Source organism: Mycobacterium sp. TH-M11 (assembly GCF_057473725.1).
The window spans coordinates 13,860-33,831 of the sequence record NZ_JBYCLD010000397.1; the positions used below are offsets into that span (position 1 = coordinate 13,860).

General features: G+C 67.7%; 22 protein-coding genes and 1 pseudogene. 14 read left to right on the forward strand and 9 right to left on the reverse strand.

Features of this window, described 5'->3' with window-relative positions:
- Positions 1 to 5: 5 nt before the first annotated feature.
- Both AC2VOG_RS15775 and AC2VOG_RS15780 read right to left on the reverse strand, forming a co-directional pair.
- Positions 6 to 620 (reverse strand): TetR/AcrR family transcriptional regulator, encoded by a 615-nt coding sequence (locus tag AC2VOG_RS15775; RefSeq protein WP_486940814.1) that lies wholly within the window; start codon positions 618 to 620, stop codon positions 6 to 8.
- Between the two features lie 51 nt (positions 621 to 671).
- Positions 672 to 1,415: an alpha/beta fold hydrolase gene (locus tag AC2VOG_RS15780; protein ID WP_486940815.1), complete on the reverse strand. Its 744-nt coding sequence runs from the start codon at positions 1,413 to 1,415 to the stop codon at positions 672 to 674.
- Here AC2VOG_RS15780 and AC2VOG_RS15785 point away from each other — a divergent pair.
- The 4 genes from AC2VOG_RS15785 to AC2VOG_RS15800 are packed head-to-tail and all read left to right on the forward strand — an operon-like array spanning position 1,414 to position 4,130.
- Positions 1,414 to 1,611 (forward strand): hypothetical protein, encoded by a 198-nt coding sequence (locus AC2VOG_RS15785; protein WP_486940816.1) that lies wholly within the window; start codon positions 1,414 to 1,416, stop codon positions 1,609 to 1,611. The two genes, AC2VOG_RS15780 and AC2VOG_RS15785, sit on opposite strands and share 2 nt — an antisense overlap.
- 10 nt (positions 1,612 to 1,621) lie before the next feature.
- Entirely contained in the window at positions 1,622 to 2,422 is an 801-nt protein-coding gene (locus tag AC2VOG_RS15790) for a thymidylate synthase (protein ID WP_486940817.1), read from the forward strand.
- Positions 2,419 to 2,913: a dihydrofolate reductase gene (locus AC2VOG_RS15795; RefSeq protein ID WP_486940818.1), complete on the forward strand. Its 495-nt coding sequence runs from the start codon at positions 2,419 to 2,421 to the stop codon at positions 2,911 to 2,913. The genes AC2VOG_RS15790 and AC2VOG_RS15795 overlap by 4 nt, the downstream gene beginning before the upstream one ends.
- A complete protein-coding gene (locus AC2VOG_RS15800; RefSeq protein ID WP_486940819.1) occupies positions 2,901 to 4,130 on the forward strand; it encodes a winged helix-turn-helix domain-containing protein in 1,230 nt (409 codons plus the stop codon). The genes AC2VOG_RS15795 and AC2VOG_RS15800 overlap by 13 nt, the downstream gene beginning before the upstream one ends.
- Here the strand turns inward: AC2VOG_RS15800 and AC2VOG_RS15805 are convergent.
- Positions 4,120 to 4,818: a DoxX family protein gene (locus AC2VOG_RS15805; protein WP_486940820.1), complete on the reverse strand. Its 699-nt coding sequence runs from the start codon at positions 4,816 to 4,818 to the stop codon at positions 4,120 to 4,122. The two genes, AC2VOG_RS15800 and AC2VOG_RS15805, sit on opposite strands and share 11 nt — an antisense overlap.
- A 334-nt stretch (positions 4,819 to 5,152) precedes the next feature.
- On the opposite strand from AC2VOG_RS15805, the gene AC2VOG_RS15810 reads away from it, so the two are divergent.
- The 4 genes from AC2VOG_RS15810 to AC2VOG_RS15825 all read left to right on the forward strand — a co-directional run bounded on the left by AC2VOG_RS15810 (position 5,153) and on the right by AC2VOG_RS15825 (position 9,214).
- Positions 5,153 to 5,734, forward strand: coding sequence for a sensor domain-containing protein (locus AC2VOG_RS15810; RefSeq protein ID WP_486940821.1), 582 nt, complete (start codon positions 5,153 to 5,155; stop codon positions 5,732 to 5,734).
- Positions 5,735 to 5,831: 97 nt separating this feature from the next.
- Positions 5,832 to 6,596, forward strand: a complete 765-nt coding sequence (gene thyX, locus AC2VOG_RS15815) for an FAD-dependent thymidylate synthase (protein WP_486940822.1) — start codon at positions 5,832 to 5,834, stop codon at positions 6,594 to 6,596.
- Between the two features lie 31 nt (positions 6,597 to 6,627).
- Positions 6,628 to 7,530 carry a 4-hydroxy-tetrahydrodipicolinate synthase gene (gene dapA, locus AC2VOG_RS15820; protein ID WP_065041174.1) on the forward strand — a complete coding sequence of 301 codons (903 nt, stop codon included), beginning with the start codon at positions 6,628 to 6,630 and terminating at the stop codon, positions 7,528 to 7,530.
- Between the two features lie 7 nt (positions 7,531 to 7,537).
- Positions 7,538 to 9,214, forward strand: a complete 1,677-nt coding sequence (locus AC2VOG_RS15825) for a ribonuclease J (RefSeq protein WP_486940823.1) — start codon at positions 7,538 to 7,540, stop codon at positions 9,212 to 9,214.
- 10 nt (positions 9,215 to 9,224) lie between these two features.
- On the opposite strand, the gene AC2VOG_RS15830 is transcribed toward AC2VOG_RS15825, so the two are convergent.
- Genes AC2VOG_RS15830 through AC2VOG_RS15840 form a run of 3 tightly spaced genes read right to left on the reverse strand, consistent with a single transcriptional unit; the run spans position 9,225 to position 11,324 of the window.
- On the reverse strand, positions 9,225 to 10,163 hold the full coding sequence (locus AC2VOG_RS15830) for an SAM-dependent methyltransferase (protein WP_486940824.1): 939 nt from the start codon (positions 10,161 to 10,163) through the stop codon (positions 9,225 to 9,227).
- 4 nt (positions 10,164 to 10,167) lie between these two features.
- Positions 10,168 to 11,001 carry a mycofactocin-coupled SDR family oxidoreductase gene (locus AC2VOG_RS15835; RefSeq protein WP_486940825.1) on the reverse strand — a complete coding sequence of 278 codons (834 nt, stop codon included), beginning with the start codon at positions 10,999 to 11,001 and terminating at the stop codon, positions 10,168 to 10,170.
- Positions 10,998 to 11,324, reverse strand: a complete 327-nt coding sequence (locus AC2VOG_RS15840; protein ID WP_486940826.1) for a putative quinol monooxygenase — start codon at positions 11,322 to 11,324, stop codon at positions 10,998 to 11,000. The genes AC2VOG_RS15835 and AC2VOG_RS15840 overlap by 4 nt, the downstream gene beginning before the upstream one ends.
- A gap of 134 nt (positions 11,325 to 11,458) precedes the next feature.
- Between AC2VOG_RS15840 and AC2VOG_RS15845 the strand changes: the two genes are divergently transcribed.
- Complete coding sequence (locus AC2VOG_RS15845) at positions 11,459 to 14,044, forward strand: DNA translocase FtsK (protein WP_486940827.1); 2,586 nt, start codon at positions 11,459 to 11,461, stop codon at positions 14,042 to 14,044.
- A gap of 6 nt (positions 14,045 to 14,050) precedes the next feature.
- Here the strand turns inward: AC2VOG_RS15845 and AC2VOG_RS15850 are convergent, their stop codons facing one another.
- Positions 14,051 to 15,415, reverse strand: a complete 1,365-nt coding sequence (locus AC2VOG_RS15850; RefSeq protein ID WP_486940828.1) for a wax ester/triacylglycerol synthase family O-acyltransferase — start codon at positions 15,413 to 15,415, stop codon at positions 14,051 to 14,053.
- A 182-nt stretch (positions 15,416 to 15,597) separates the two neighbouring features.
- Here AC2VOG_RS15850 and AC2VOG_RS15855 point away from each other — a divergent pair, with 182 nt between their 5' ends.
- Positions 15,598 to 16,107 (forward strand): DUF421 domain-containing protein, encoded by a 510-nt coding sequence (locus AC2VOG_RS15855; protein ID WP_486940829.1) that lies wholly within the window; start codon positions 15,598 to 15,600, stop codon positions 16,105 to 16,107.
- 19 nt (positions 16,108 to 16,126) lie between these two features.
- Here AC2VOG_RS15855 and AC2VOG_RS15860 read toward each other — a convergent pair whose 3' ends face one another.
- Positions 16,127 to 16,675, reverse strand: a complete 549-nt coding sequence (locus tag AC2VOG_RS15860; protein ID WP_486940830.1) for an amino-acid N-acetyltransferase — start codon at positions 16,673 to 16,675, stop codon at positions 16,127 to 16,129.
- A 31-nt stretch (positions 16,676 to 16,706) separates the two neighbouring features.
- On the opposite strand from AC2VOG_RS15860, the gene pgsA reads away from it, so the two are divergent.
- From pgsA to pspM, 4 genes and pseudogenes are all read left to right on the forward strand, one after another.
- Positions 16,707 to 17,306, forward strand: a complete 600-nt coding sequence (gene pgsA, locus AC2VOG_RS15865) for a CDP-diacylglycerol--glycerol-3-phosphate 3-phosphatidyltransferase (RefSeq protein WP_486940831.1) — start codon at positions 16,707 to 16,709, stop codon at positions 17,304 to 17,306.
- Between the two features lie 207 nt (positions 17,307 to 17,513).
- Positions 17,514 to 17,864: a transcriptional regulator ClgR gene (gene clgR / locus AC2VOG_RS15870; protein WP_486940832.1), complete on the forward strand. Its 351-nt coding sequence runs from the start codon at positions 17,514 to 17,516 to the stop codon at positions 17,862 to 17,864.
- Positions 17,865 to 17,970: 106 nt separating this feature from the next.
- Positions 17,971 to 18,795 (forward strand): phage shock protein PspA, encoded by an 825-nt coding sequence (gene pspA, locus AC2VOG_RS15875; protein WP_486940833.1) that lies wholly within the window; start codon positions 17,971 to 17,973, stop codon positions 18,793 to 18,795.
- Positions 18,796 to 18,799: 4 nt separating this feature from the next.
- Positions 18,800 to 19,635, forward strand: a pseudogene (gene pspM, locus AC2VOG_RS15880) (phage shock envelope stress response protein PspM).
- On the opposite strand, the gene AC2VOG_RS15885 reads toward pspM, so the two are convergent.
- Positions 19,632 to 19,970 (reverse strand): DUF5313 family protein, encoded by a 339-nt coding sequence (locus AC2VOG_RS15885; RefSeq protein WP_486940834.1) that lies wholly within the window; start codon positions 19,968 to 19,970, stop codon positions 19,632 to 19,634. The pseudogene pspM and the gene AC2VOG_RS15885 overlap by 4 nt on opposite strands.
- Between the last annotated feature and the right edge of the window lie 2 nt (positions 19,971 to 19,972).

Here is a 19,972-nt window from a genome sequence, read left to right on the forward strand (position 1 = left end):
CCTTTTCAGTCGGTGGGTGCCGGAAGCCCGGCGGCGACGTCGGCGAACGCCTCGCGGAGCAGCCGCGGGTAGGGGACCGGCGGATCCGCGGCGGTGTAGGTGTCCATGGTGGCCTCGACAACCGCGTAGACGACGCCGGCGGCCAGGCGGGGATAGCGATCGCGCTGCGGATCGGTGCCGGTGCGTTCGGCGATCGCGCGGACGAAGTCGTCGAAGACCTCGTGCGGCAACGCACTGCGAATGTCACTGTTGCTCAGTGCCTTGCGAAGCTCAGCGAGCTTGGCGCGGGCCGGCGGGCGGTTGACATCCTCGGTCGACGCGGTGAAGTCGTCTTCGATGGGCCCGAGAATCGCCTCGGTGAGCGACGTCCACAGCGGCTCCTCGGCGGGACGCTGGCGCAGCAGGGCGACACCGCGACGCAGGCGTTCGGTCTGCCGATAGGCCAAGGCCTCGAACTTGGTGGCGAAGTAATTGCTGAAGGTCCGTGTTGAGACCCCGGCCAGGGCGGCGATGTCTTCCCGGGTGACGTTGTCCAGGCCGCGCTCGAACATCAGCTGCAGGGCGGCGTCGGACAGGGCTCGGCGGGTGTCGGCCTTCTTGCGTTCTCGCAGACCGGTCATTCCACCATACTACCTGAAAATGCTCAGTGGGCAATAATTCCCAGTAGGCAATTATTGGGTGGCCAGAGTGTCGCCGAACACGTCGCGCATCGCCGCCCAGTGCCGGGCCGCCGCGTCGGCGTCATAGGGCGCGTTGTCGGGCACGGCGAACCCGTGCGCGGCCGGATAGAACTCGACGGTGTATGTGACGCCGGCGGCGCTCAGCGCCTCGTCCAGGGTTGCGGCATGCGCCTTCGTGAACGACGCGTCGTTCTCGGCGCCGGCCACATAGACGGTGGCAGTCATCTGATCGGCCAGCAGATGGGGACTGTCCGCGGAGTCGGTGACCAGGCCGCCGCCGTGGAACGACGCCGCCGCGGCCACCCGGTCGGGCACGCGTCCGGCGACGGTCACCGATGTACGCCCACCCATGCAGTAGCCGCACACCCCGAATTTCTCTCCGCGGACTTCGGGCCGGCCGGCCAGATAATCGAAGAACGCCCGCGCGTCGGTGGTCATCCGGTCCGGGGTCACGTCGCCGATCATCGAGAACAGCCGGCCGCGCTCCTTGGCGTCGGCGAATACCGTCGCCATGTCGAACGGCGCCCAGCCGGGGTGCCGGTAGTACACATCGGGAAGCAGCACGGCGTAGCCGTAGCCCGCCAGTTCGGTGGCCATCTCGTCGAAGGCCGCCCGGACTCCGCCAGCATCGGGATACATGACCACGCCGGGCCAGGGCCCGGAGCCTTCCGGGGTGAACAGGCGAACGGGGCAGTCCCCGTCGGGGGTGGTGATGGTGTCGGTGATCGTGGGCATGGCCTCCGTTGTACTCCGACCGATCGCCGCGGTGTTGATGCGGCGACCCGCGGCGCGTGGCTTCGCCGCGCTTGCGATCGCCGCGGTGTTGATGCGGCGACCCGCGGCGCGTGGCTTCGCCGCGCTTGCGATCGCCGCGGTGTTGATTGCGGCGACCCGCGGCGCGTGGCTTCGCCGCGCTTGCGATCGCCGCTAAGCTGGGCGGCGTGCCGATCGCGACCCCGTACGAAGACCTGTTGCGGCTGGTTTTGGCCGAGGGAACCGCGAAGGCGGACCGTACCGGCACCGGCACCCGCAGCCTGTTCGGCCACCAGCTGCGCTATGACCTGACCGCCGGATTCCCGCTGATCACCACCAAGAAGGTGCACCTCAAGTCGGTGATCTACGAGCTGCTGTGGTTTCTGCGCGGTGACTCCAACATCGCCTGGCTCAACGAACACGGTGTCACCATCTGGGATGAATGGGCTTCTGAGACAGGAGATCTCGGTCCGGTCTACGGAGTGCAGTGGCGGTCGTGGCCGACGCCGGCGGGTGAGCACGTAGACCAGATCTCTGCTGCGCTGCACCTGCTGCGCACCGACCCGGATTCGCGCCGGATCATCGTCTCGGCATGGAACGTCGGCGAGATCGGCGAGATGGCGCTGGCCCCCTGTCACGCGCTGTTTCAGTTCTACGTCGCCGACGGCAAGCTGTCCTGCCAGCTCTATCAGCGCAGCGCCGACCTGTTCCTCGGCGTGCCGTTCAACATCGCCAGCTATGCGCTGCTGACCCACATGATGGCCGCGCAGGCCGGGCTGGGTGTCGGAGAGTTCATCTGGACCGGCGGCGACTGCCACATCTACGACAATCACGTCGATCAGGTCACCGAACAACTGAGTCGTGATCCGCGTCCGTATCCGCAATTGGTTCTGGCGCCGCGTGACTCGATCTTCGGCTACACCTACGAGGACGTCGAGATCCGGGGCTACGACCCGCATCCGGCGATCAAGGCGCCTGTGGCGGTATGACGATCAGTCTGATCTGGGCTCAGTCGAAGTCCGGGGTGATCGGCCGTGCCGGCGGCATTCCCTGGCGGGTGCCCGAAGATCAGGCCCGCTACAAACAGCTCACCATCGGCCACACCGTGGTGATGGGGCGGCTGACCTGGGAATCGCTGCCCGCCAGAGTCCGGCCGCTGCCCGATCGGCGCAATGTCGTGCTCACCCGGGACCCGGACTATGTCGCCGACGGCGCCACCGTCGTGCCGACCCTGGATCAGGCGCTGGAGGGCGACGACATCTGGGTGGTCGGCGGAGCGGAGATCTACGCGCTGGCGCTGCCGCTGGCGGGCCGCTGCGAAGTAACCGAGGTCGATATCGATTTGCCGGCGCAGGACGGTGACGCCGTGGCGCCGGTGCTTGACCAGTCCTGGCAGGCCAGCACGGGGGAGTGGCTGACCAGCCGAACCGGTCTGCGCTACCGCTATCTGACTTACCACCGGACTTCGTGCCAGTCCTGACCGCCGCGCAGGCGCGTCGGATCGCCGTTGCCGCACAGGGATTCACGGATCCCAAACCCTCTGCCACAGTCACCAGGGCGCACCTGAAACGGCTGATCTCCCGCATCCAAGTACTGCAGCTCGATTCGGTCTCTGTGGCGGTACGCGCCCACTACGCGCCGGTGTTCAGCCGGCTCGGGCCCTATGACCGCACCGTGCTGGATCGAGCCGCGTGGAGCCACAGCGCCCGCTCGCCGCGGTTGTTGGTCGAGTACTGGGCGCACGAGGCGGCGCTGATGGCCGTCGAGGACTGGCCGCTGTTGCGCTGGCGGATGCGGCAATGGCCCCATGGCCGGTGGGGTTCGGCCATCGTGCGGGCCAACCCGCAGCTGGTCATCGATGTCACCGCCGCGATCGGCGAACTGGGTCCGTCGACTGCCGGCGAGATCGAAGAGCACCTGGCCTCCACGTGGTCAGCGTCCGGTCGAGCCGGAAAGGGGCCGTGGTGGAACCGCAGTGACACCAAATGGGTGGCCGAGGCGCTGTTCGCCTCGGGGGAGCTGACCACGGCCACCCGGGTCGGGTTCGCCCGGCACTACGACCTGGTCGAGAACGTGCTGCCACCGCAGGTGCTGGCAGTCGAGGTCGACGACGACGAGGCGATTCGCGAGCTTGTCCGCCGCGCAGCCGGCGCCCTGGGCGTTGCCACCGAGGCCGACCTGCGTGACTACTTCCGGTTGTCGGCCGCCCAGGTCAAACCGGCGATCGCGAAGTTGGTGGCGGCCGGCGAATTGGAACCGGTCGCCGTCGACGGCTGGGACGCCGCGGCCTATCTGCGTGCGGGGCAATCGATTCCGCGAACCGATCGCGGCACCGCATTGCTGTGCCCGTTCGATCCGCTGATCTTCTTCCGGCCGCGGGTGCAGCGGTTGTTCGACTTCTTTTATCGCATTGAGATCTATACCCCGGCGCCCAAACGGCAGTACGGCTACTACGTGTGGCCATTCCTGTTGGATGGGGAGCTGGTCGGCCGGGTGGACCTCAAGGCCGATCGGCAGCAGGGTGCGCTGCATGTCGTCGGGGCGTTCGCCGAAGAGGGGCAGTCGCGCGAACGAGTGGCTGAGGCACTGGCCACCGAACTGTGGTCGATGGCGTCCTGGCTCGGATTGAGTCAGGTCAGGGTGGGGGAGCGCGGGGATCTGGTGGCCGAGCTGCGCCGACGGGTGCTCAATGGTTAGCCCAACGGGCCGCGGCGATGGATCGGGCCGCCTGCGCCAGCTCGGTTCCGCGGTCGGCGGCGACTTCAGCGAGCTGTGCTCCCCGTTCGCCGGCCGACTCCAGTAACGGTCCGGCCATTTCCCCCACCATCTCGGCGAGTTCGCGGCCGTGTTCCACGCCGGCCTTCAAGCCCGCGCTGACCTTTTCGCCGACTGTCTCCAGCGCGGCATCACCGGACGTGGTGGGCAACGCGTCGGCTGCACGCCGATAGGCGCGGCGGGCCCGCCAGCCCAGTGAAGGTCTTCCCTCGGTGTCGGCAGCCGCGATCATCAATCCACCGACCAGGCTGATGTCGGTCAAGAACGCTTTGCGTTGTTCAGCCCTGCGTTGCGGGTCGGGCTCCGTCCAGAACATGTGCGCCCCGGCGCTACCTGGGATTACCGTGCACGCCAGTACCGCGGCCGCAATGCGTGGCAGCTTGCCGGTTGCCAGCAAGACGCCACCGCCGACCTGCGCCAGCGCGTTGGCCTTGGCGAACGCCTCGACGTCGGACGGCATCTTGGCCGCTATCTCGCCGGGTAACTGCTTGAGTCCGTCAAACGCCGGACGGGCCGCCCGCCCGGCTTGCTGCGGCCGGCGCAACGCCTCCACGCCTTGACCGATAAACGCTGCCGCGAGCAGTGGACGTGTGATCTTCCGTAGCAACACTGAGCCCCCCATCGCTGTTGAGCCCGCTCGCGTGCCTCCTGCGCAGCGGCCTTGGCGCGGGATACCCGTCGGGACTTACGGCGTAAACGTCGAGAGCCGGCGGACCGGCCGCCACCGGCGAAGCTTCCCGGACGGCGCTAGGGTGGCGACCGGGAGCTGATCGGCAGCGTTGATGACTGGCGTACCGATCCAGGGTCGGGGATGTCGGGGTGATCGTATGCGGGTTTCTGCTGCATGGGTGCTTGTTGTCGCGAGTGCTGCGCTGGCTGCCGGCTGTGGGAGTCACGAACTGAAGGTCCTGCCGAACCCCACATCGACGGTGCCCACCCCTACCATGACGGCCGCACCCGTCGCCGAGGATGGCCTGCGCGCTCTGTTACTCACCCCCGAGCAGGTCAACTCGATCATGGAGGCGACCGATATGGCCGTCACCCGCACCCATACCGCCCTGTCGGACGACAGCGCCACCATGCAACCTCAAGAGTGTCTGGCCATCGACGGCGCGGCTCAGGAGCCGGTATACGCCGACAGCGGCTACTCCGGCGTGCGGGAACAGGCGCTCAGCGAGGGCGACGATTTCGAGCACTTCGCCGAACAGGCCGTCGTCGCGTTCCCATCGGCCAAGCAGGCCGCCGCGTTCTTCGCCACTGCCGCCCGGCAATGGCCGGCCTGCCACGAATACAGCCATCTGCAGAGCGGCACTATCTGGACCGCCGGTCCGATCGTCAACGCCGACGGCATGCTGAGCACCGTCGCGACCCAAGACAATGCGGGCAACGACGTGAGCTGGGCCTGCGGGCGGGCGCTGACCGTGGCCAACAACGTCGTGATCGACGTCAACACCTGCAGTGCGGATCCCAAGGACACCGCGGTGGTCATCGCTGGTCAGATCGCTGCGAAAGTGCCCAGCGACTGACGTTCACCCGCCAATACGCCGAGGGCATTCTGCCTGGTGCCCTACGTGTGGGCGCGGTGGCGTTGAGACCGGCCGGGCACGCCTTAAGGTGAGTGCCGTGGCCGAGACGGCGCCGCTGCGCGTGCAACTGATTGCCAAGACCGAGTTCAGTCCGCCGTCGGACGTGCCGTGGAGCACCGACGCCGACGGCGGGTCGGCACTGGTCGAGTTCGCCGGCCGGGCCTGCTACCAGAGCTGGTCCAAGCCCAACCCGCGAACCGCGACCAACGCCGCCTACCTGAAGCACATCATCGACGTCGGGCACTTCTCGGTGTTGGAGCACGCCTCGGTGACCTTCTACATCACCGGCATCTCCCGGTCGGCCACCCACGAGCTCATCCGGCACCGGCACTTCTCGTTCTCCCAGCTGTCCCAGCGCTACGTGCCCGAACCGGACTCGCGGGTCGTGGTGCCGCCCGGCCTGGAGGACGACCCGGAACTGCAGCAGATCCTGACCGACGCCGCGGACGCCAGTCGCGCCGCCTACGTCGAGCTGCTGGCCCGGCTGGAAGCCAAATTCGCGGCGGGCCAGGCCGGCGAGACCGTGGGGGCGCTGCGGCGCAAGCAGGCTCGACAGGCCGCTCGCGCCGTGCTGCCCAACGCCACCGAGACGCGCATCGTGGTGACGGGCAATTACCGGGCATGGCGGCACTTCATCGCGATGCGGGCCAGCGAGCACGCCGATGTCGAGATTCGCCGGCTGGCCGTCGAGTGCCTGCGGCAGCTCACTGACGTGGCTCCGGCGGCGTTCGAGGACTTCCAGATCAGCACGCTGGCCGACGGCACCGAAGTCGCGACCAGTCCGCTCGCCACCGAGGTCTGAGCAACTCCAGGGGCCAGGTAATCTTGGGGCCGTGAGCAGCAGCGGATTCGACGCCAAGGCGCAGTTCGGCACCGTGCTGACCGCCATGGTGACCCCCTTCGGCGCGGACGGCTCGGTGGACACCGACGCCGCCGTACGCCTGGCCAATCGCCTTATCGACGCCGGTTGCGACGGTTTGGTGATCTCGGGTACCACCGGCGAGTCGCCGACCACCGCGGACTACGAGAAGCTCACGCTGCTGCGTGCGGTGGTCGAGGCGGTCGGTGACCGGGCTCGCATCATCGCCGGCGCCGGCAGCAACGACACCGAGCACAGCGTGCGCCTCGCCGAGGCCTGCGCCGGGGTCGGCGCGCACGGCCTGCTGGTGGTGACGCCGTACTACTCGCGTCCGTCGCAGGCCGGCCTGTTGGCGCACTTCACCGCCGTCGCCGACGCCAGCGCGCTGCCGGTGATGCTCTACGACATCCCGGCCCGCTCGGTGGTGCCGATCGCGCCGGACACCATCTTCGAGCTGGCCGAACACCCCAACATCGTCGCGATCAAGGACGCCAAGGGGGACTTGCACGCCGGAGCGCAGATCATGGCCGAGACCGGATTGGCCTACTACTCCGGCGACGACGCGCTGAATCTGCCCTGGCTGGCCATGGGGGCCACCGGATTCGTCAGCGTGATCTCGCACTTCGCGGCCGCTCAGTTGCGCGACATGCTGGCCGCCTTCGCGGCCGGCGACGTCGAGACCGCCCGCAAGATCAACGTCTCGATCGCATCGCTGTCCAACGCGATGGGTCGCGTCGGCGGGGTGACCTTCGTCAAGGCCGGTCTGCGATTGCAGGGTTTCGAGGCCGGCGATCCCCGGTTGCCGATGGTCCCGGCATCCGCCGCCGAGGTCGACGAACTTGCCATCGACATGCGCGCTGCGTCAGTACTCGGGTGAGGTGCGGGTGACTGAAGATCTCTCCCCGCCGGGTCCGCTGACCGAAGGCGGACTGCGCGTCACCGCACTCGGCGGTATCAGCGAAATCGGCCGCAATATGACCGTTTTCGAGCACCTCGGCCGGCTGTTGATCATCGACTGCGGCGTGCTGTTCCCGGGCCACGACGAGCCCGGCGTCGACCTGATCCTGCCGGACATCCGCCACATCCAAGACCGGCTCGACGACGTCGAGGCGCTGGTGCTGACCCACGCCCACGAGGACCACATCGGCGCCATTCCGTTCCTGCTCAAACTGCGGGCCGACATTCCGGTGGTCGGTTCGAAGTTCACCCTGGCCCTGGTCGCCGCCAAGTGCCGAGAACACCGCATCAAGCCGGTCTTCGTCCAGGTGGCCGAGGGTCAGCGCAGCACCCACGGGGTGTTCGAATGCGAGTACTTCGCGGTGAACCACTCCATCCCGGATGCACTGGCGATCGCGGTGCACACCGGCGCGGGCACCGTCCTGCACACCGGCGACATCAAGCTCGACCAGCTGCCCCCGGACGGGCGGCCCACCGACCTGCCCGGGATGTCACGCCTGGGCGACAAGGGTGTGGACCTGTTCCTGTGTGACTCGACCAATGCCGAGATTCCCGGTGTCGGTCCCAGCGAGAGCGAGGTTGGTCCCACCCTGCACCGGCTGATCCGCGGCGCCGAGGGCCGGGTGATCGTGGCCTGCTTCGCCTCGAACGTGGACCGGGTCCAGCAGATCGTCGACGCCGCGGTGTCACAGGGCCGGCGGGTGGCCTTCGTCGGCAGGTCGATGGTCCGCAATATGGGGATCGCCAAGGATCTGGGTTTTCTGCGGGTCACAGACCGCGATGTGATCGACATCGGGGCCGCCGAGGAGATGCCGCCGGAGAAGGTGGTGCTGGTCACCACCGGAACCCAGGGCGAACCGCTCTCGGCGCTGTCACGGATGTCGCGTGGCGAGCACCGGTCGATCACGCTGACCGCCGGCGATCTGGTGGTGCTGTCGTCGTCGCTGATTCCCGGCAACGAGGAAGCCGTCTACGGGGTGATGGACGCACTGGCCAAGATCGGTGCCCGGGTGGTCACCAATGCCCAGGCGCGCGTTCATGTTTCCGGGCACGCCTACTCCGGCGAACTACTGTTCCTCTACAACGGAATTCGGCCCCGCAACGTGATGCCTGTACACGGCACCTGGCGGATGATGCGCGCCAACGCCGCACTGGCCGTCCGTACCGGGGTGCCAGAGGAGTCGATCCTGATGGCCGAGAACGGGGTCAGCGTCGACCTGGTCGCCGGACAGGCACGCATTGCCGGGGCGGTACCGACCGGCAAGATGTTCGTCGACGGGCTCGTCGACGGCGATGTCGGCGATGCAACGCTGGGGGAGCGGTTGATCCTGTCCAGCGGATTCGTCGCGATCACGGTGGTGGTCCGCCGCGGGACCGGCAAGCCGGTGGCTCCGCCGCACCTGCATTCGCGGGGCTTCTCCGAAGACCCCAAGGCCCTGGAGCCGGCGGCGCGCAAGGTCGAGGCGGAACTGGAATCCCTTGCCGCAGAGCAGGTCACCGATCCGGCCCGGATCGCTCAGGCGGTGCGCCGCACGGTGGGCAAATGGGTGGGCGAGGTCTACCGGCGTCAGCCGATGATCGTGCCGACGGTGATCGAGGTCTGAGCCGGCCGGCTCAGAGCTTTTCGGCGTACACCGACCACTCCAGATCACTCGCGCCCAGACGGCGGCCAGTGGGCTCGACATAGCGCTGGAGGAACTGTTCGGGTCCGGCCTGCTCGATCAGTCGCCAGCCGTATTCGGCAAGAAAATCTGCCACCTCGGCAGGCTGCAGGCCGAAATGCCAGAGCTTCCCGGAGCCGACCCGGCGGTTCAGCGAGGCTCGACGAAGGAGAGGCGAAGCTGGGGCCGCCGCACAAACCTTGCGATACAACGTCGGCGACCCGTACAGATTCGTGCCGTCGATGAAGTCGCGGCGGACGTAGGTGAACACCAGCCGGCTACCGGTCGCCGCCGCGCGCAGGCCTTCCAGGGTTCCGCGGACGGCGCTCTCGGTCAGGTACTGGGTCACGCCTTCGGCGACGAAGAACGTCCGGAACGCGGTGCGATAGCCGTGCTCGACCAGCGTGGTCAGCACATCGTCGTGCTCGAAGTCCAGCGCCACCAGCCGAACCGACAGCGGCAGTTCACCCAACACCCGGCGCACGGTGGTGGCCTTGCGGGCGATGTTGACCGGCTGATCCACCTCGAACACCGGAATGGGGCTTCGCCGGGCGAGTCGGTAGGCGAGGGTGTCCAGGCCGGCACCGAGGATCACCACGGCCTGGATTTTCGCGACGTGCTCGCCGATCGCCTCGTCGACGCGGTCGGCGATGAAACGCTTGCGGCAGGTCAGGTTGACCCACAGGCCCGGCCCGGATCGGTCCATCGCGGCGATGAACCATCGGCGCAGCGGCGCGGGCCGCGTGGCCGCCACCAGCCAGCGCATGACGGTCGGCAAGAACGGTGTCGCCAGGTCGTCGTCGACCAGGCGTTGTCCGGGCGGCTCATGGTGCTCGATTGCTGCCAGCACCATCGGGCCGTAGGCCGTCTGAGCTACCGGGTTGCGTGCCATCGGGCTACCTCTTGTTGATGAACCCGGCGTCGACGGGCAAGGTGATGCCGGTGATGTAGCGGGCCGCATCGGATACCAGCCAGGCCACCGCATTGGCGATGTCCTCCGGTTCCAGCACCTGTACCGGCAGCGCATTGCCCATGTCCGGTGGCGTACCTGTCGCGGCGGTGAGCTCGGCCAGCCAACCCCGGACGTAGTCGTTGTTGATCATCGGGGTGTCGACACCGGCCGGGTGCACCGAGTTCACCCGAATGCTGTGCTGCGCCAGCAGGTTCGCGTAGACTCGCATCAGTCCGACCAGCCCATGTTTGGCCGCGGTGTAACCGATGGCTCCGGCATCGTGGCTGCCGATGCCGGCCAGGCCCGCGGCCGAACTGATCAGCACGATCGACCCGCCGTCGCCCTGGTCGATCATCGTCGGAATCGCGGCCTCGATGGTGTGGTACACACCGGTCAGGTTGACGTCGATGACGTCGTGCCAGCCATCGGCCGCGGCCATCGGGGCGATGCCGGCGTTGGCCACCACGATGTCCACCCGGCCCAACTCGTCGAGGCCGGCCTGCAGTGCGGCGCCCAGGGCCACCTGGTCACGTACATCGGCTTGGCGGGCGACGATGCGCGCACCGGTGTCTTCGACCAGCTTGACGGTGGCCGCCAAGTCCTCGGCGTCCGCCAGGGGGTAGGGCACGCTGGCGATCTGCCCGCACAGGTCGACAGCGATGATGTCGGCTCCGTCGGCGGCCAGCCGCAGGGCATGGGCGCGACCCTGGCCGCGGGCCGCGCCGGTGATCAGCGCGACCTTCCCTTGTAGGCTGCCGCTCGACGGACGCGCTGTCATGGACGCAACTGGCCTTTGCCCGCGTCGCCGGCCGGAACCGGTTGCACCATCTTGATGTCCGGTGCGCCGGCCAGATGCTCGGTAAGGCTGCCGAACAGCTCACCGACCGCGGGTGCCGTCGAGTGGGCCTTCAACGCGTCGGCGTCGGCCCACTGCTCGATGAACACAAAGGCGCCGTCGGCTTCGTGCAGGGAGTACAGCTGGCAACCCGGCTCGTCGTGCACCTGTGCCACCGCCTTGGTGCAGATCTCGCGCACGGCCTCGACCGATTCCGGCTTGACGGTGAAGGTGGCGACGACGACCACTGGCGAGACCACGGGCATGTTGCGACTCCTTGGCTGAAGGGGGATTCACGGGCCACCCTACCGAGCCCCCGTGCGGATACGCGCTGAACCGATCCGCCGGGGCCAGTGTGGCTTATGGTGCAGATGGGGTAATTGCGACTAGGCTTGCCGATATGGCTAGTAAGACCGGTACTAGTAGAGCTCCCGCGCGCTCCGGTACCCGAACGACCAGGGCAAAAGCCGGTTCCAAGGCCGCACCCAAGGCTGGTTCACGGCCCGCTCGGTCTCGCCCGGCTGCCAAGCCGCGCCGCGCCGCCCGGCAGCACTCGGGTCCGGTGGCGCTCGGGATGGCCTGCGGACGCCTGGCCCGCGCCACCTGGCTGATGGTCGCCAAGGGCGCTGGTGGCGCGGCGCGCTCGGTGGGCCGCGCCCACGACATCGATCCCGGCCATCGCCGCGACGGCATCGCGCTGGCCCTGCTGGGATTTGCCGTGGTGACCGCCGCCAGCTGCTGGCTGGATGCCGCCCGGCCGGTCGGGGCGTGGATCGACACCGGTCTGCGCACCGTGATCGGCGGAGCGGTGGTGCTGCTTCCGCTGCTGGCCGCCGCCGGTGCCGTGCTGCTGATGCGCACCGAACCCGACCCGGAAAACCGGCCTCGCCTGATCCTCGGATCGGCCATGATCGGGCTGCCGATCCTGGGCCTGTGGCACCTGTGGTCGGGCTCGCCGCAGAGCCCCGACGGCCGCCTGCATGGCGCCGGCTTTGTGGGGTTCGCGATCGGCGGCCCGCTCGCCGACGGACTCACGGCGTGGATCGCCGCGCCGTTGTTGTGCATCGGTGTGTTGTTCGGAGTGTTGTTGCTGACCGGTACCACCTTGCGTGAGGCCCCCGAGACCCTGCGCACGATGTTCCGCGGCGACTACGACGATTACGACGATTACGACGACTACGACGACTACGACGATCAGGATTACGACCAGACCTACGAGGCTGCCGATGACGACGCCGCCTACGACGCCGGCGTCGGCACCCAGGCCGGTGGCACCAGCCGGTTCGGCGCAATCGAGCCCGACGCCGGAGTCGACGACGCCCCGGACTGGCAGTCGCGCACCCCACTGGACAACTACCCGCTCGATGAAGAGCCCGCCGCGGCGCCGCCCCCGGTCAAGCCGGTGCGCCGCAAGTCCGCCAAGGAGGCCAAGGCGGCCAAGTCCGCCGAAACCACCGTGGTCCTCGACCGCGTGGTGGAGGGCCCCTACACGCTGCCGGCGCTGAGCCTGCTGGTCGCCGGGGACCCCCCGAAGACACGCACCGCCGCCAACGACCAGATGGCCGACGCGATCACCTCGGTGCTGGAACAGTTCAAGGTCGACGCCGCGGTCACCGGCTGCACCCGCGGTCCCACCGTTACCCGCTACGAGGTGGAGCTGGGCCCCGGCGTCAAGGTCGAGAAGATCACCGCTCTGCAACGCAACATCGCCTATGCGGTGGCCACCGAGAGTGTGCGGATGCTCGCCCCGATCCCGGGCAAGTCCGCCGTCGGTATCGAGGTGCCCAACACCGATCGCGAACTGGTGCGGCTCGCCGACGTGCTGACCGCGCCGTCCACCCGCGGCGATCACCACCCGCTGGTGATCGGACTGGGCAAGGACATCGAAGGCGACTTCATCTGCGCCAACCTGGCCAAGATGCCGCACCTGCTGGTGGCCGGTTCCACCGGTTCGGGCAAGTCCAGCTTCGTCAACTCGATGCTGGTGTCACTGTTAGCGCGCGCCACCCCCGAAGAGGTCAGGATGATCCTGATCGACCCGAAGATGGTGGAACTCACGCCGTACGAAGGCATTCCGCACCTGATCACCCCGATCATCACCGAGCCGAAGAAGGCCGCCGCGGCGCTGGCCTGGCTGGTCGAGGAGATGGAGCAGCGCTACCAGGACATGAAGTCGTCTCGGGTGCGCCACATCAACGACTTCAACGACAAGGTCCGCTCCGGGGAGATCACCACCCCGCTGGGCAGCGAACGGGTCTACCGGCCCTACCCCTACATCCTCGCGGTCGTCGACGAGCTCGCCGACCTGATGATGACCGCGCCGCGCGACGTCGAGGACGCGATCGTGCGGATCACCCAGAAGGCCCGCGCCGCCGGCATCCACCTGGTGCTGGCCACCCAGCGGCCGTCGGTGGACGTCGTCACCGGCCTGATCAAGACCAACGTGCCGTCCCGACTGGCGTTCGCCACGTCGTCGCTCACCGATTCCCGAGTCATCCTGGACCAGCCGGGCGCCGAGAAGCTGATCGGCATGGGCGACGGGCTTTTCCTGCCGATGGGCGCCAACAAGCCGATCCGGCTGCAGGGAGCGTTCATCTCCGACGAGGAGATCCAGGCCGTCGTCAGCGCCTGCAAGGACCAAGCCGAGCCCGAGTACACCGAGGGCGTCACCGCCGTGAAGGCCAGTGGGGACCGCGCCGACGTCGACCCCGACATCGGCGACGACATGGACGTCTTCCTGCAGGCCGTCGAACTGGTGGTGTCTAGCCAATTCGGTTCCACCTCGATGCTGCAGCGCAAGCTGCGGGTCGGCTTCGCCAAGGCCGGCCGGCTGATGGACCTGATGGAGACCCGCGACATCGTCGGCCCCTCCGAGGGCTCCAAGGCCCGGCAGGTGCTGGTCAAACCCGATGAGCTGGCCGCGACGCTGATGCTGATCCGCGGCGGCAACGCCCCCGACGACGACGGTGACGACGACGAGTTCTAGACGCGGTTACGCGCTGTGCACCAGGGCCAGGCCATGCCAGTCGCGCAACGGCTTGCGTCGCTTGCTGCGTGCCACCAGCCGGGCCACCGCGGCCTCCAACCCGCGGGTCAGTTCGTCGACCGCGGCGAACTCGAAGTCGGCCAGTACCCCGACGAACAGTTCCCCGGCGTAGCTCAAGACCGCCACACCGGTGCGAAGCTGCATCGCGATCGGCGGCACCGGCAGCACCGCGACCACGTCGGACCCCATGATCTGCAACGGCTCTGACGGGCCGGGGACGTTGGTCGCCAACGCCACCACGCCGCGCTGGTGGACCTGTCCGAGCAACCGCGCCGCCCAGGTCGACCACGCGACGGGCAGCAGGCCCGCGGCCGACATGATCGCGCGTCCAGCGTGACGCTGGCCGCCGGCTTTGGCCTGCGCCATACGCGAGCGCACGGCCAGCAACCGCTTCACCGGGTTTGACTCCTCGATCGGCAGACGCGGCAACAGCAACGCCCCCCGGCTGTCGAGGCTCCCCGGCGCATCCGCGGAGCTGGTCGATACCGGCACCAGAGTGCGTAGCGAATCGGGTTGGGGCACTTGGCCACGACGGATCATGAAGTCGCGGTAGCTCTCGGTCAGGGCCGCCAACACCACGTCATTGACGGTCACGTCGAAGACCCGACAGACCTGCTCGATATCGCCGAGCGGAACCCGTGCCGCGCTGTAGCGACGGCGGCTGGTGATCGGACCGTTCAGCGACGATGCGCTCTGTTGCAGCAAGCCGGTCGCGAGTTCCACGACGCCGCGCAGGTTGTACATCCAATGCACCGGGTTGAGGTCCAGCACCGGCCGGCCGTGTGGCGGCTGCGCCGCATCGCGGGGCGCCGCGGCGGCGTGGGCTGCCAAATGGGCGAATCCGTTGTCGGACAAGCCGGTCAGCATGTGGGCGGCCGCGGTGCCGTCGGCGATGCAGTGGTGCACCTTCATCAGCAGGGCCCATCTGTCACCGCGCAGCCCGCTGATCACCCAGATCTCCCACAGCGGACGGTTACGGTCCAACCGCCAGGACATCACGTCGGCAACCAGCGCGTGCAGCTCGGCGTCTCCGCCGGGGGAGGGCGCCGCGACCCGGCCGATGTGATGGGCGAGGTCGAAGTGGGGGTCGTCCACCCATTCGGGTGCGCTCAGATCCAAGGCATGGCGCACCAGCCGCTGACCGAACCGCGGGCACCCGCGCAGGCGTTCGGCCAGCGTTGCCTGCAGCGAGGCGTGGTCGGGAGCGGGACCGTCGAGGACGGCCAGGGTCCCAGTCGCCATGCTGACGTTGTGGTCGGAGTCCTCGACGCCCAGAAAGCCGGCGTCCAGGGGGGTCAGGTGCTCGGCCACGGCTACCTCCAGTTGTCTGCAACTGTCAGTACCACTATCTCGTGTCCCGGCGGCGCGCGGCAGGGCCGGAAGTCCCCAGGTTCGATGACCGTGACATGCGCCAGACACGTGCTGGATACGGACCGGATACGGACCGGACACCAGCGGTTTTCTAGGGCCGTAAGGGCGCGTAATCTCGCCACGTGGATTGGGCACGACTTTTCGCTTTCGATACCCCGCCCTCGGAGATCTTTATCCGTGGAACCGTCATCTACATCGCGATTTACGCGTTGCTGCGGGTGGTATTGAAACGTGAGGCGGGCACCAACGGCATCACAGATCTCATCGTCGTGGTGTTGATCGCCGACGCGGCGCAGAACGGGATGGCCGGCGGCTACCGATCGATCAGCGACGGCATTCTGCTCGTCGGGGTGATCATCGGCTGGTCATACCTGCTGAACTGGATGGCGCACCGCTGGCCCGGCGTGGCCAGGGTTTTGCGGCCGGGGCCGTTGTTGGTGATCTACGACGGAGCATTCCTGTACGCCAATATGCGCAAAGAGATGATTACCGAGGAGCAGGTCCGCGAGCAGGCTCGCAAACAGGGAATCGCCGACCTGTCCGTAGTCCGTGAGGGCCGGATGGAATCCGATGGGCAGTTCAGCTTTCTGATCGGCTCCACGCGCCGCGCACGCGATCTGGTCATCGATTAGGGCGAGAGACGAGGGGAGACTAGAGAACCAGCAACATCCGGGTGTTGCCCAAGGTATTGGGCTTGACGTAACTCAGATCCAAGAATTCGGCCACCCCGACGTCGTAGGAGCGTTGCATCTCCTCGAACACCTCCGCGGTGACCGGCGTGCCGTCGATCTCGGTGAAGCCGTGCCGGGCGAAGAACTCGGTCTCGAAGGTCAACACGAACAGCCGCTGCAACTGCAGCTCGCGGGCGACCTGCAGCAGACGGTCGACGATCGCGTGTCCGATGCCGCGACCGGTCAGGCTCGGGTCCACCGCGATGGTGCGTACCTCGCCGAGGTCCGACCACAACACATGCAGGGCGCCGCAGCCCACCACCTGCTGATCGGCGTCCTCGGCGACCCAAAATTCCTGGACCGCCTCATACAGCGTTACCAGGTTCTTTTCCAGCAGGATCTTGCCGGCATAGACATCCACCAGCTGCTTGATCGCCGGGACGTCCGAGGTGCGCGCACGCCGGACCACGGGCCGCCCCGCCGGTCGATCCGCCGCAAGATTCACAGCTGCACAGTATCGGTTTCTCATTTCGGGCTGGGCAACAGATATTCTGGCCTCCGTGTCGGGACAGCCAAAAACCGGTCCAGCGGTGACGCATGTCCCCGTGGTCAATCTTGCGAACGCGTTGACCGTCGTGCGGATGGGGTTGGTCCCGGTCTTCCTGCTGGCGCTGTTCGCCGAGGACGGCCACGATCCGAAGACCCGTATCGCGGCGTTCGTCATCTTTGCCGTCGCCATCATCACCGATCGACTGGACGGCAGCCTGGCGCGTAACTACGGCATGGTGACCGAGTTCGGCACGCTGGCCGACCCGATCGCCGACAAGGCGCTGATCGGCGCGGCGCTGATCGGTCTGTCGATGCTGGGTGACCTGTGGTGGTGGGTGACGGCGGTGATTCTGGTCCGTGAGATCGGGATCACCCTGCTCAGGTTTGCCGTGCTGCATCGCGGTGTGATCCCGGCCAGCCGTGGCGGCAAGCTCAAGACCCTGGTGCAGGCGGTCGGTATCGGCTTGCTCATCTTGCCGCTGGAAGGCCCGTGGCTGGTGACGGCCTGGACAGTGATGACCGCAGCGGTGATCCTCACGGTACTGACCGGCCTGGACTACGTCGTTTCGGCGGTGACCGACTTGCGCGGCGGGTCGGTCACTGGCGCATGAACCCGGCGGTTCAGCGAGGCTCGACGCAGGAGAGGCGAAGCTGGGACCGCCGAATGAACCCGGCGGTTCAGCGAGGCTCGACGCAGGAGAGGCGAAGCTGGGACCGCCGAATGAAACTGCCGAATCCGGGAACCCATTCGGGAGTCGCGCGCGTTGACCTTGGTGACTGTCGGTTTTCCAAGGGTTACCCGTGAGGGGGAGTGCACGATGACGACATTGCTGCGGGAGTCGGTCGGCGAGGTGCTGCGTCAGGCCCGGACCGCCCAGGGCCGCACGCTGCGTGAGGTGTCGGACGCGGCGCGGGTGAGTCTCGGCTACCTCTCGGAGGTCGAGCGGGGCCGCAAGGAAGCGTCCAGCGAGCTGCTCAACGCAATCTGCGCGGCGTTGCGGATCCCGTTGTCGACGGTGCTCTTCGACGCCGGAACCCGGCTGGCGCAGGCCGAGCGGGCCGAACTGGCAGTGCGCAACGCCCGCAGCGGCGCGGTGACCCGCATCGACGCCGGTACCAAGGTCGTCATCCCGCCGATTCGGACGCTGGCATCGGTAGCCTCGGCGTGACGCGCCCGGGCTGAACGCTCACCCGATAACCGCCGACCCGATAAATTGATCACCGGTACCGGCGGTAGAGCGACAACACTGGACGACAAGCAGACGGAGCTGACTGATGGCCAACCCGTTCGTCAAGGCGTGGAAGTACTTGATGGCGCTGTTCAACTCGAAGATCGACGAGCATGCCGATCCCAAGGTGCAGATCCAGCAGGCAATCGAAGAGGCGCAGCGTCAGCACCAGGCCCTGACCCAGCAGGCCGCGCAGGTGATCGGTAACCAGCGGCAGTTGGAGATGCGCCTGAACCGCCAACTGGCCGACATTGAGAAGCTTCAGGTCAACGTCCGCCAGGCCCTGACTCTGGCTGATCAGGCTACGGCCGCCGGAGACGCCGCGAAGGCCACCGAGTACAACAACGCCGCAGAGGCGTTCGCGGCCCAACTGGTCACCGCCGAACAGAGCGTGGAAGACCTCAAGGCGCTGCACGACCAGGCGCTGTCGGCGGCGATGCAGGCCAAGAAGGCCGTCGAGCAGAACGCCATGGTGCTGCAGCAGAAGATCGCCGAGCGCACCAAGCTGCTCAGCCAGCTCGAGCAGGCCAAGATGCAGGAGCAGGTCAGCGCCTCGCTGCGCTCGATGAGCGAGATTGCCGCCCCCGGAACCACTCCCAGTCTCGACGAGGTGCGCGACAAGATCGAACGGCGCTACGCCAACGCGATCGGGGCCGCCGAGTTGGCGCAGGGTTCGGTGCAGGGCCGGATGATCGAGGTTGAGCAGGCCGGTGTGCAGATGGCGGGCCACTCCCGGCTGGAGCAGATCCGGGCATCCATGCGGGGCGAGTCGCTGCCCGCGGGTGGCTCAACCACCGCCTCCGGCCAGGCCACCCCGGCAAGCCCGCAGGCTGGCACCAACCCCACCCCCGAGAACCCGCTGGGACGGTAGCCAGGTGGCCGCGACACTCGGAAGCAGCGCACGGCACCCACTGCTGCAGCGTGCCGTGGACCGAGCCAGTGAGGCTGCCGACCTGCTCGCCGACAAGCTGGGTGCATCGCTGACCCGAGGGCCAGGATGCTGCGCAAGCGCCGGTGGGCGCTGCGGCTGGGCCTGTTCTTCACTGCCACATGCGGATTCTGGACGTTGGTGACCGCCGTGCTGGCGTCGTGGTCGACGCCGGTGTGGGTGCTGCTGATCACCGGACTGGTGGCCGCGGGCGCGGCCGCCCCGGCGACGCTGTTGCTGTTGCGCTATCGCTGGCTGCGCGCCGCGCCGCTGCCGGCCGCGCGCTCCACCGCGGGGCGGCGTCTGCCGCCTCCCGGGTCGGCGGCACGGCCGGCGATGTATGCGCTGGGCGCCTCCGAGCGGGGGATGGTCTCGCTGCTCGGCGTGATCGAGCGGGGCCGGCTGTTGCCCGCCGATGAGATCACCGAACTGACGGCCGCGGTCAACCGCGCCGCGTCCACCATGGCGGCCACAGCGGCTGAGGTGGTGTCCATGGAGCGCGCCGCGCAGCACAGCGCTCAGTCACGTCAATACCTGGTGCCGACGATCAACGCGTTCACCGCGCAGCTCAGTGCCGGTGTTCGCCAGTACAACGAGATGGTCACCGCCGCAGCGCAACTGGTGGCCTCGGCCAACGACGGATCGACGACATCGAACGGCGATCCGGCTAATTCCCCGATGTCGCAGCGGCGCTACCGCGAGGAACTGGTCGGTGCGACCGAGAAGATGCTGGGCTGGGCGCAGGCATTCGACGAACTGGCTGAGTTGCCCCGCGTCGTCTAGATGTCGTCGCTGCGCTGATCGACCGATTCCGGTCGGGGACCGTAGCGTTCCTCGTAGGACCGGTGAATGTGGGCGTCGCGCTCGCGTTTGCGTGCGTTGGCGAACTCCGGGTTCAGGCCGTGCATCCGCAGCATGTGCGTGCGCCACACCTTGTTGAGCGCGTGTGCGAATAGGATCACCATGAACCAGATCGGAAACGTCATGCTGAACCGCGTCATGAAGTCTGTCGGGAACAGCCAGAACGGGATCAGGATCAGCGTCGTCGGCACGACGGCGCGCATGATCATCCGGACGGTGGCACCCGGGCCGGCCAGGTCGTTGCGGACCCAGTCCAGCA

Bases quoted from the DNA above. Each gene is read 5' to 3' on its own strand.
- pspA (WP_486940833.1), top strand. From the start codon at position 17,971: ATGGCCAACCCGTTCGTCAAGGCGTGGAAGTACTTGATGGCGCTGTTC.
- AC2VOG_RS15780 (WP_486940815.1), bottom strand. From the start codon at position 1,415: ATGCCCACGATCACCGACACCATCACCACCCCCGACGGGGACTGCCCC.
- AC2VOG_RS15840 (WP_486940826.1), bottom strand. From the start codon at position 11,324: ATGCCCGTGGTCTCGCCAGTGGTCGTCGTCGCCACCTTCACCGTCAAG.
- AC2VOG_RS15845 (WP_486940827.1), top strand. From the start codon at position 11,459: ATGGCTAGTAAGACCGGTACTAGTAGAGCTCCCGCGCGCTCCGGTACC.
- AC2VOG_RS15775 (WP_486940814.1), bottom strand. From the start codon at position 620: ATGACCGGTCTGCGAGAACGCAAGAAGGCCGACACCCGCCGAGCCCTG.
- AC2VOG_RS15830 (WP_486940824.1), bottom strand. From the start codon at position 10,163: ATGGCACGCAACCCGGTAGCTCAGACGGCCTACGGCCCGATGGTGCTG.
- AC2VOG_RS15860 (WP_486940830.1), bottom strand. From the start codon at position 16,675: ATGAGAAACCGATACTGTGCAGCTGTGAATCTTGCGGCGGATCGACCG.
- AC2VOG_RS15835 (WP_486940825.1), bottom strand. From the start codon at position 11,001: ATGACAGCGCGTCCGTCGAGCGGCAGCCTACAAGGGAAGGTCGCGCTG.
- clgR (WP_486940832.1), top strand. From the start codon at position 17,514: ATGACGACATTGCTGCGGGAGTCGGTCGGCGAGGTGCTGCGTCAGGCC.
- AC2VOG_RS15795 (WP_486940818.1), top strand. From the start codon at position 2,419: ATGACGATCAGTCTGATCTGGGCTCAGTCGAAGTCCGGGGTGATCGGC.
- AC2VOG_RS15810 (WP_486940821.1), top strand. From the start codon at position 5,153: ATGACGGCCGCACCCGTCGCCGAGGATGGCCTGCGCGCTCTGTTACTC.
- AC2VOG_RS15785 (WP_486940816.1), top strand. From the start codon at position 1,414: ATGGCCTCCGTTGTACTCCGACCGATCGCCGCGGTGTTGATGCGGCGA.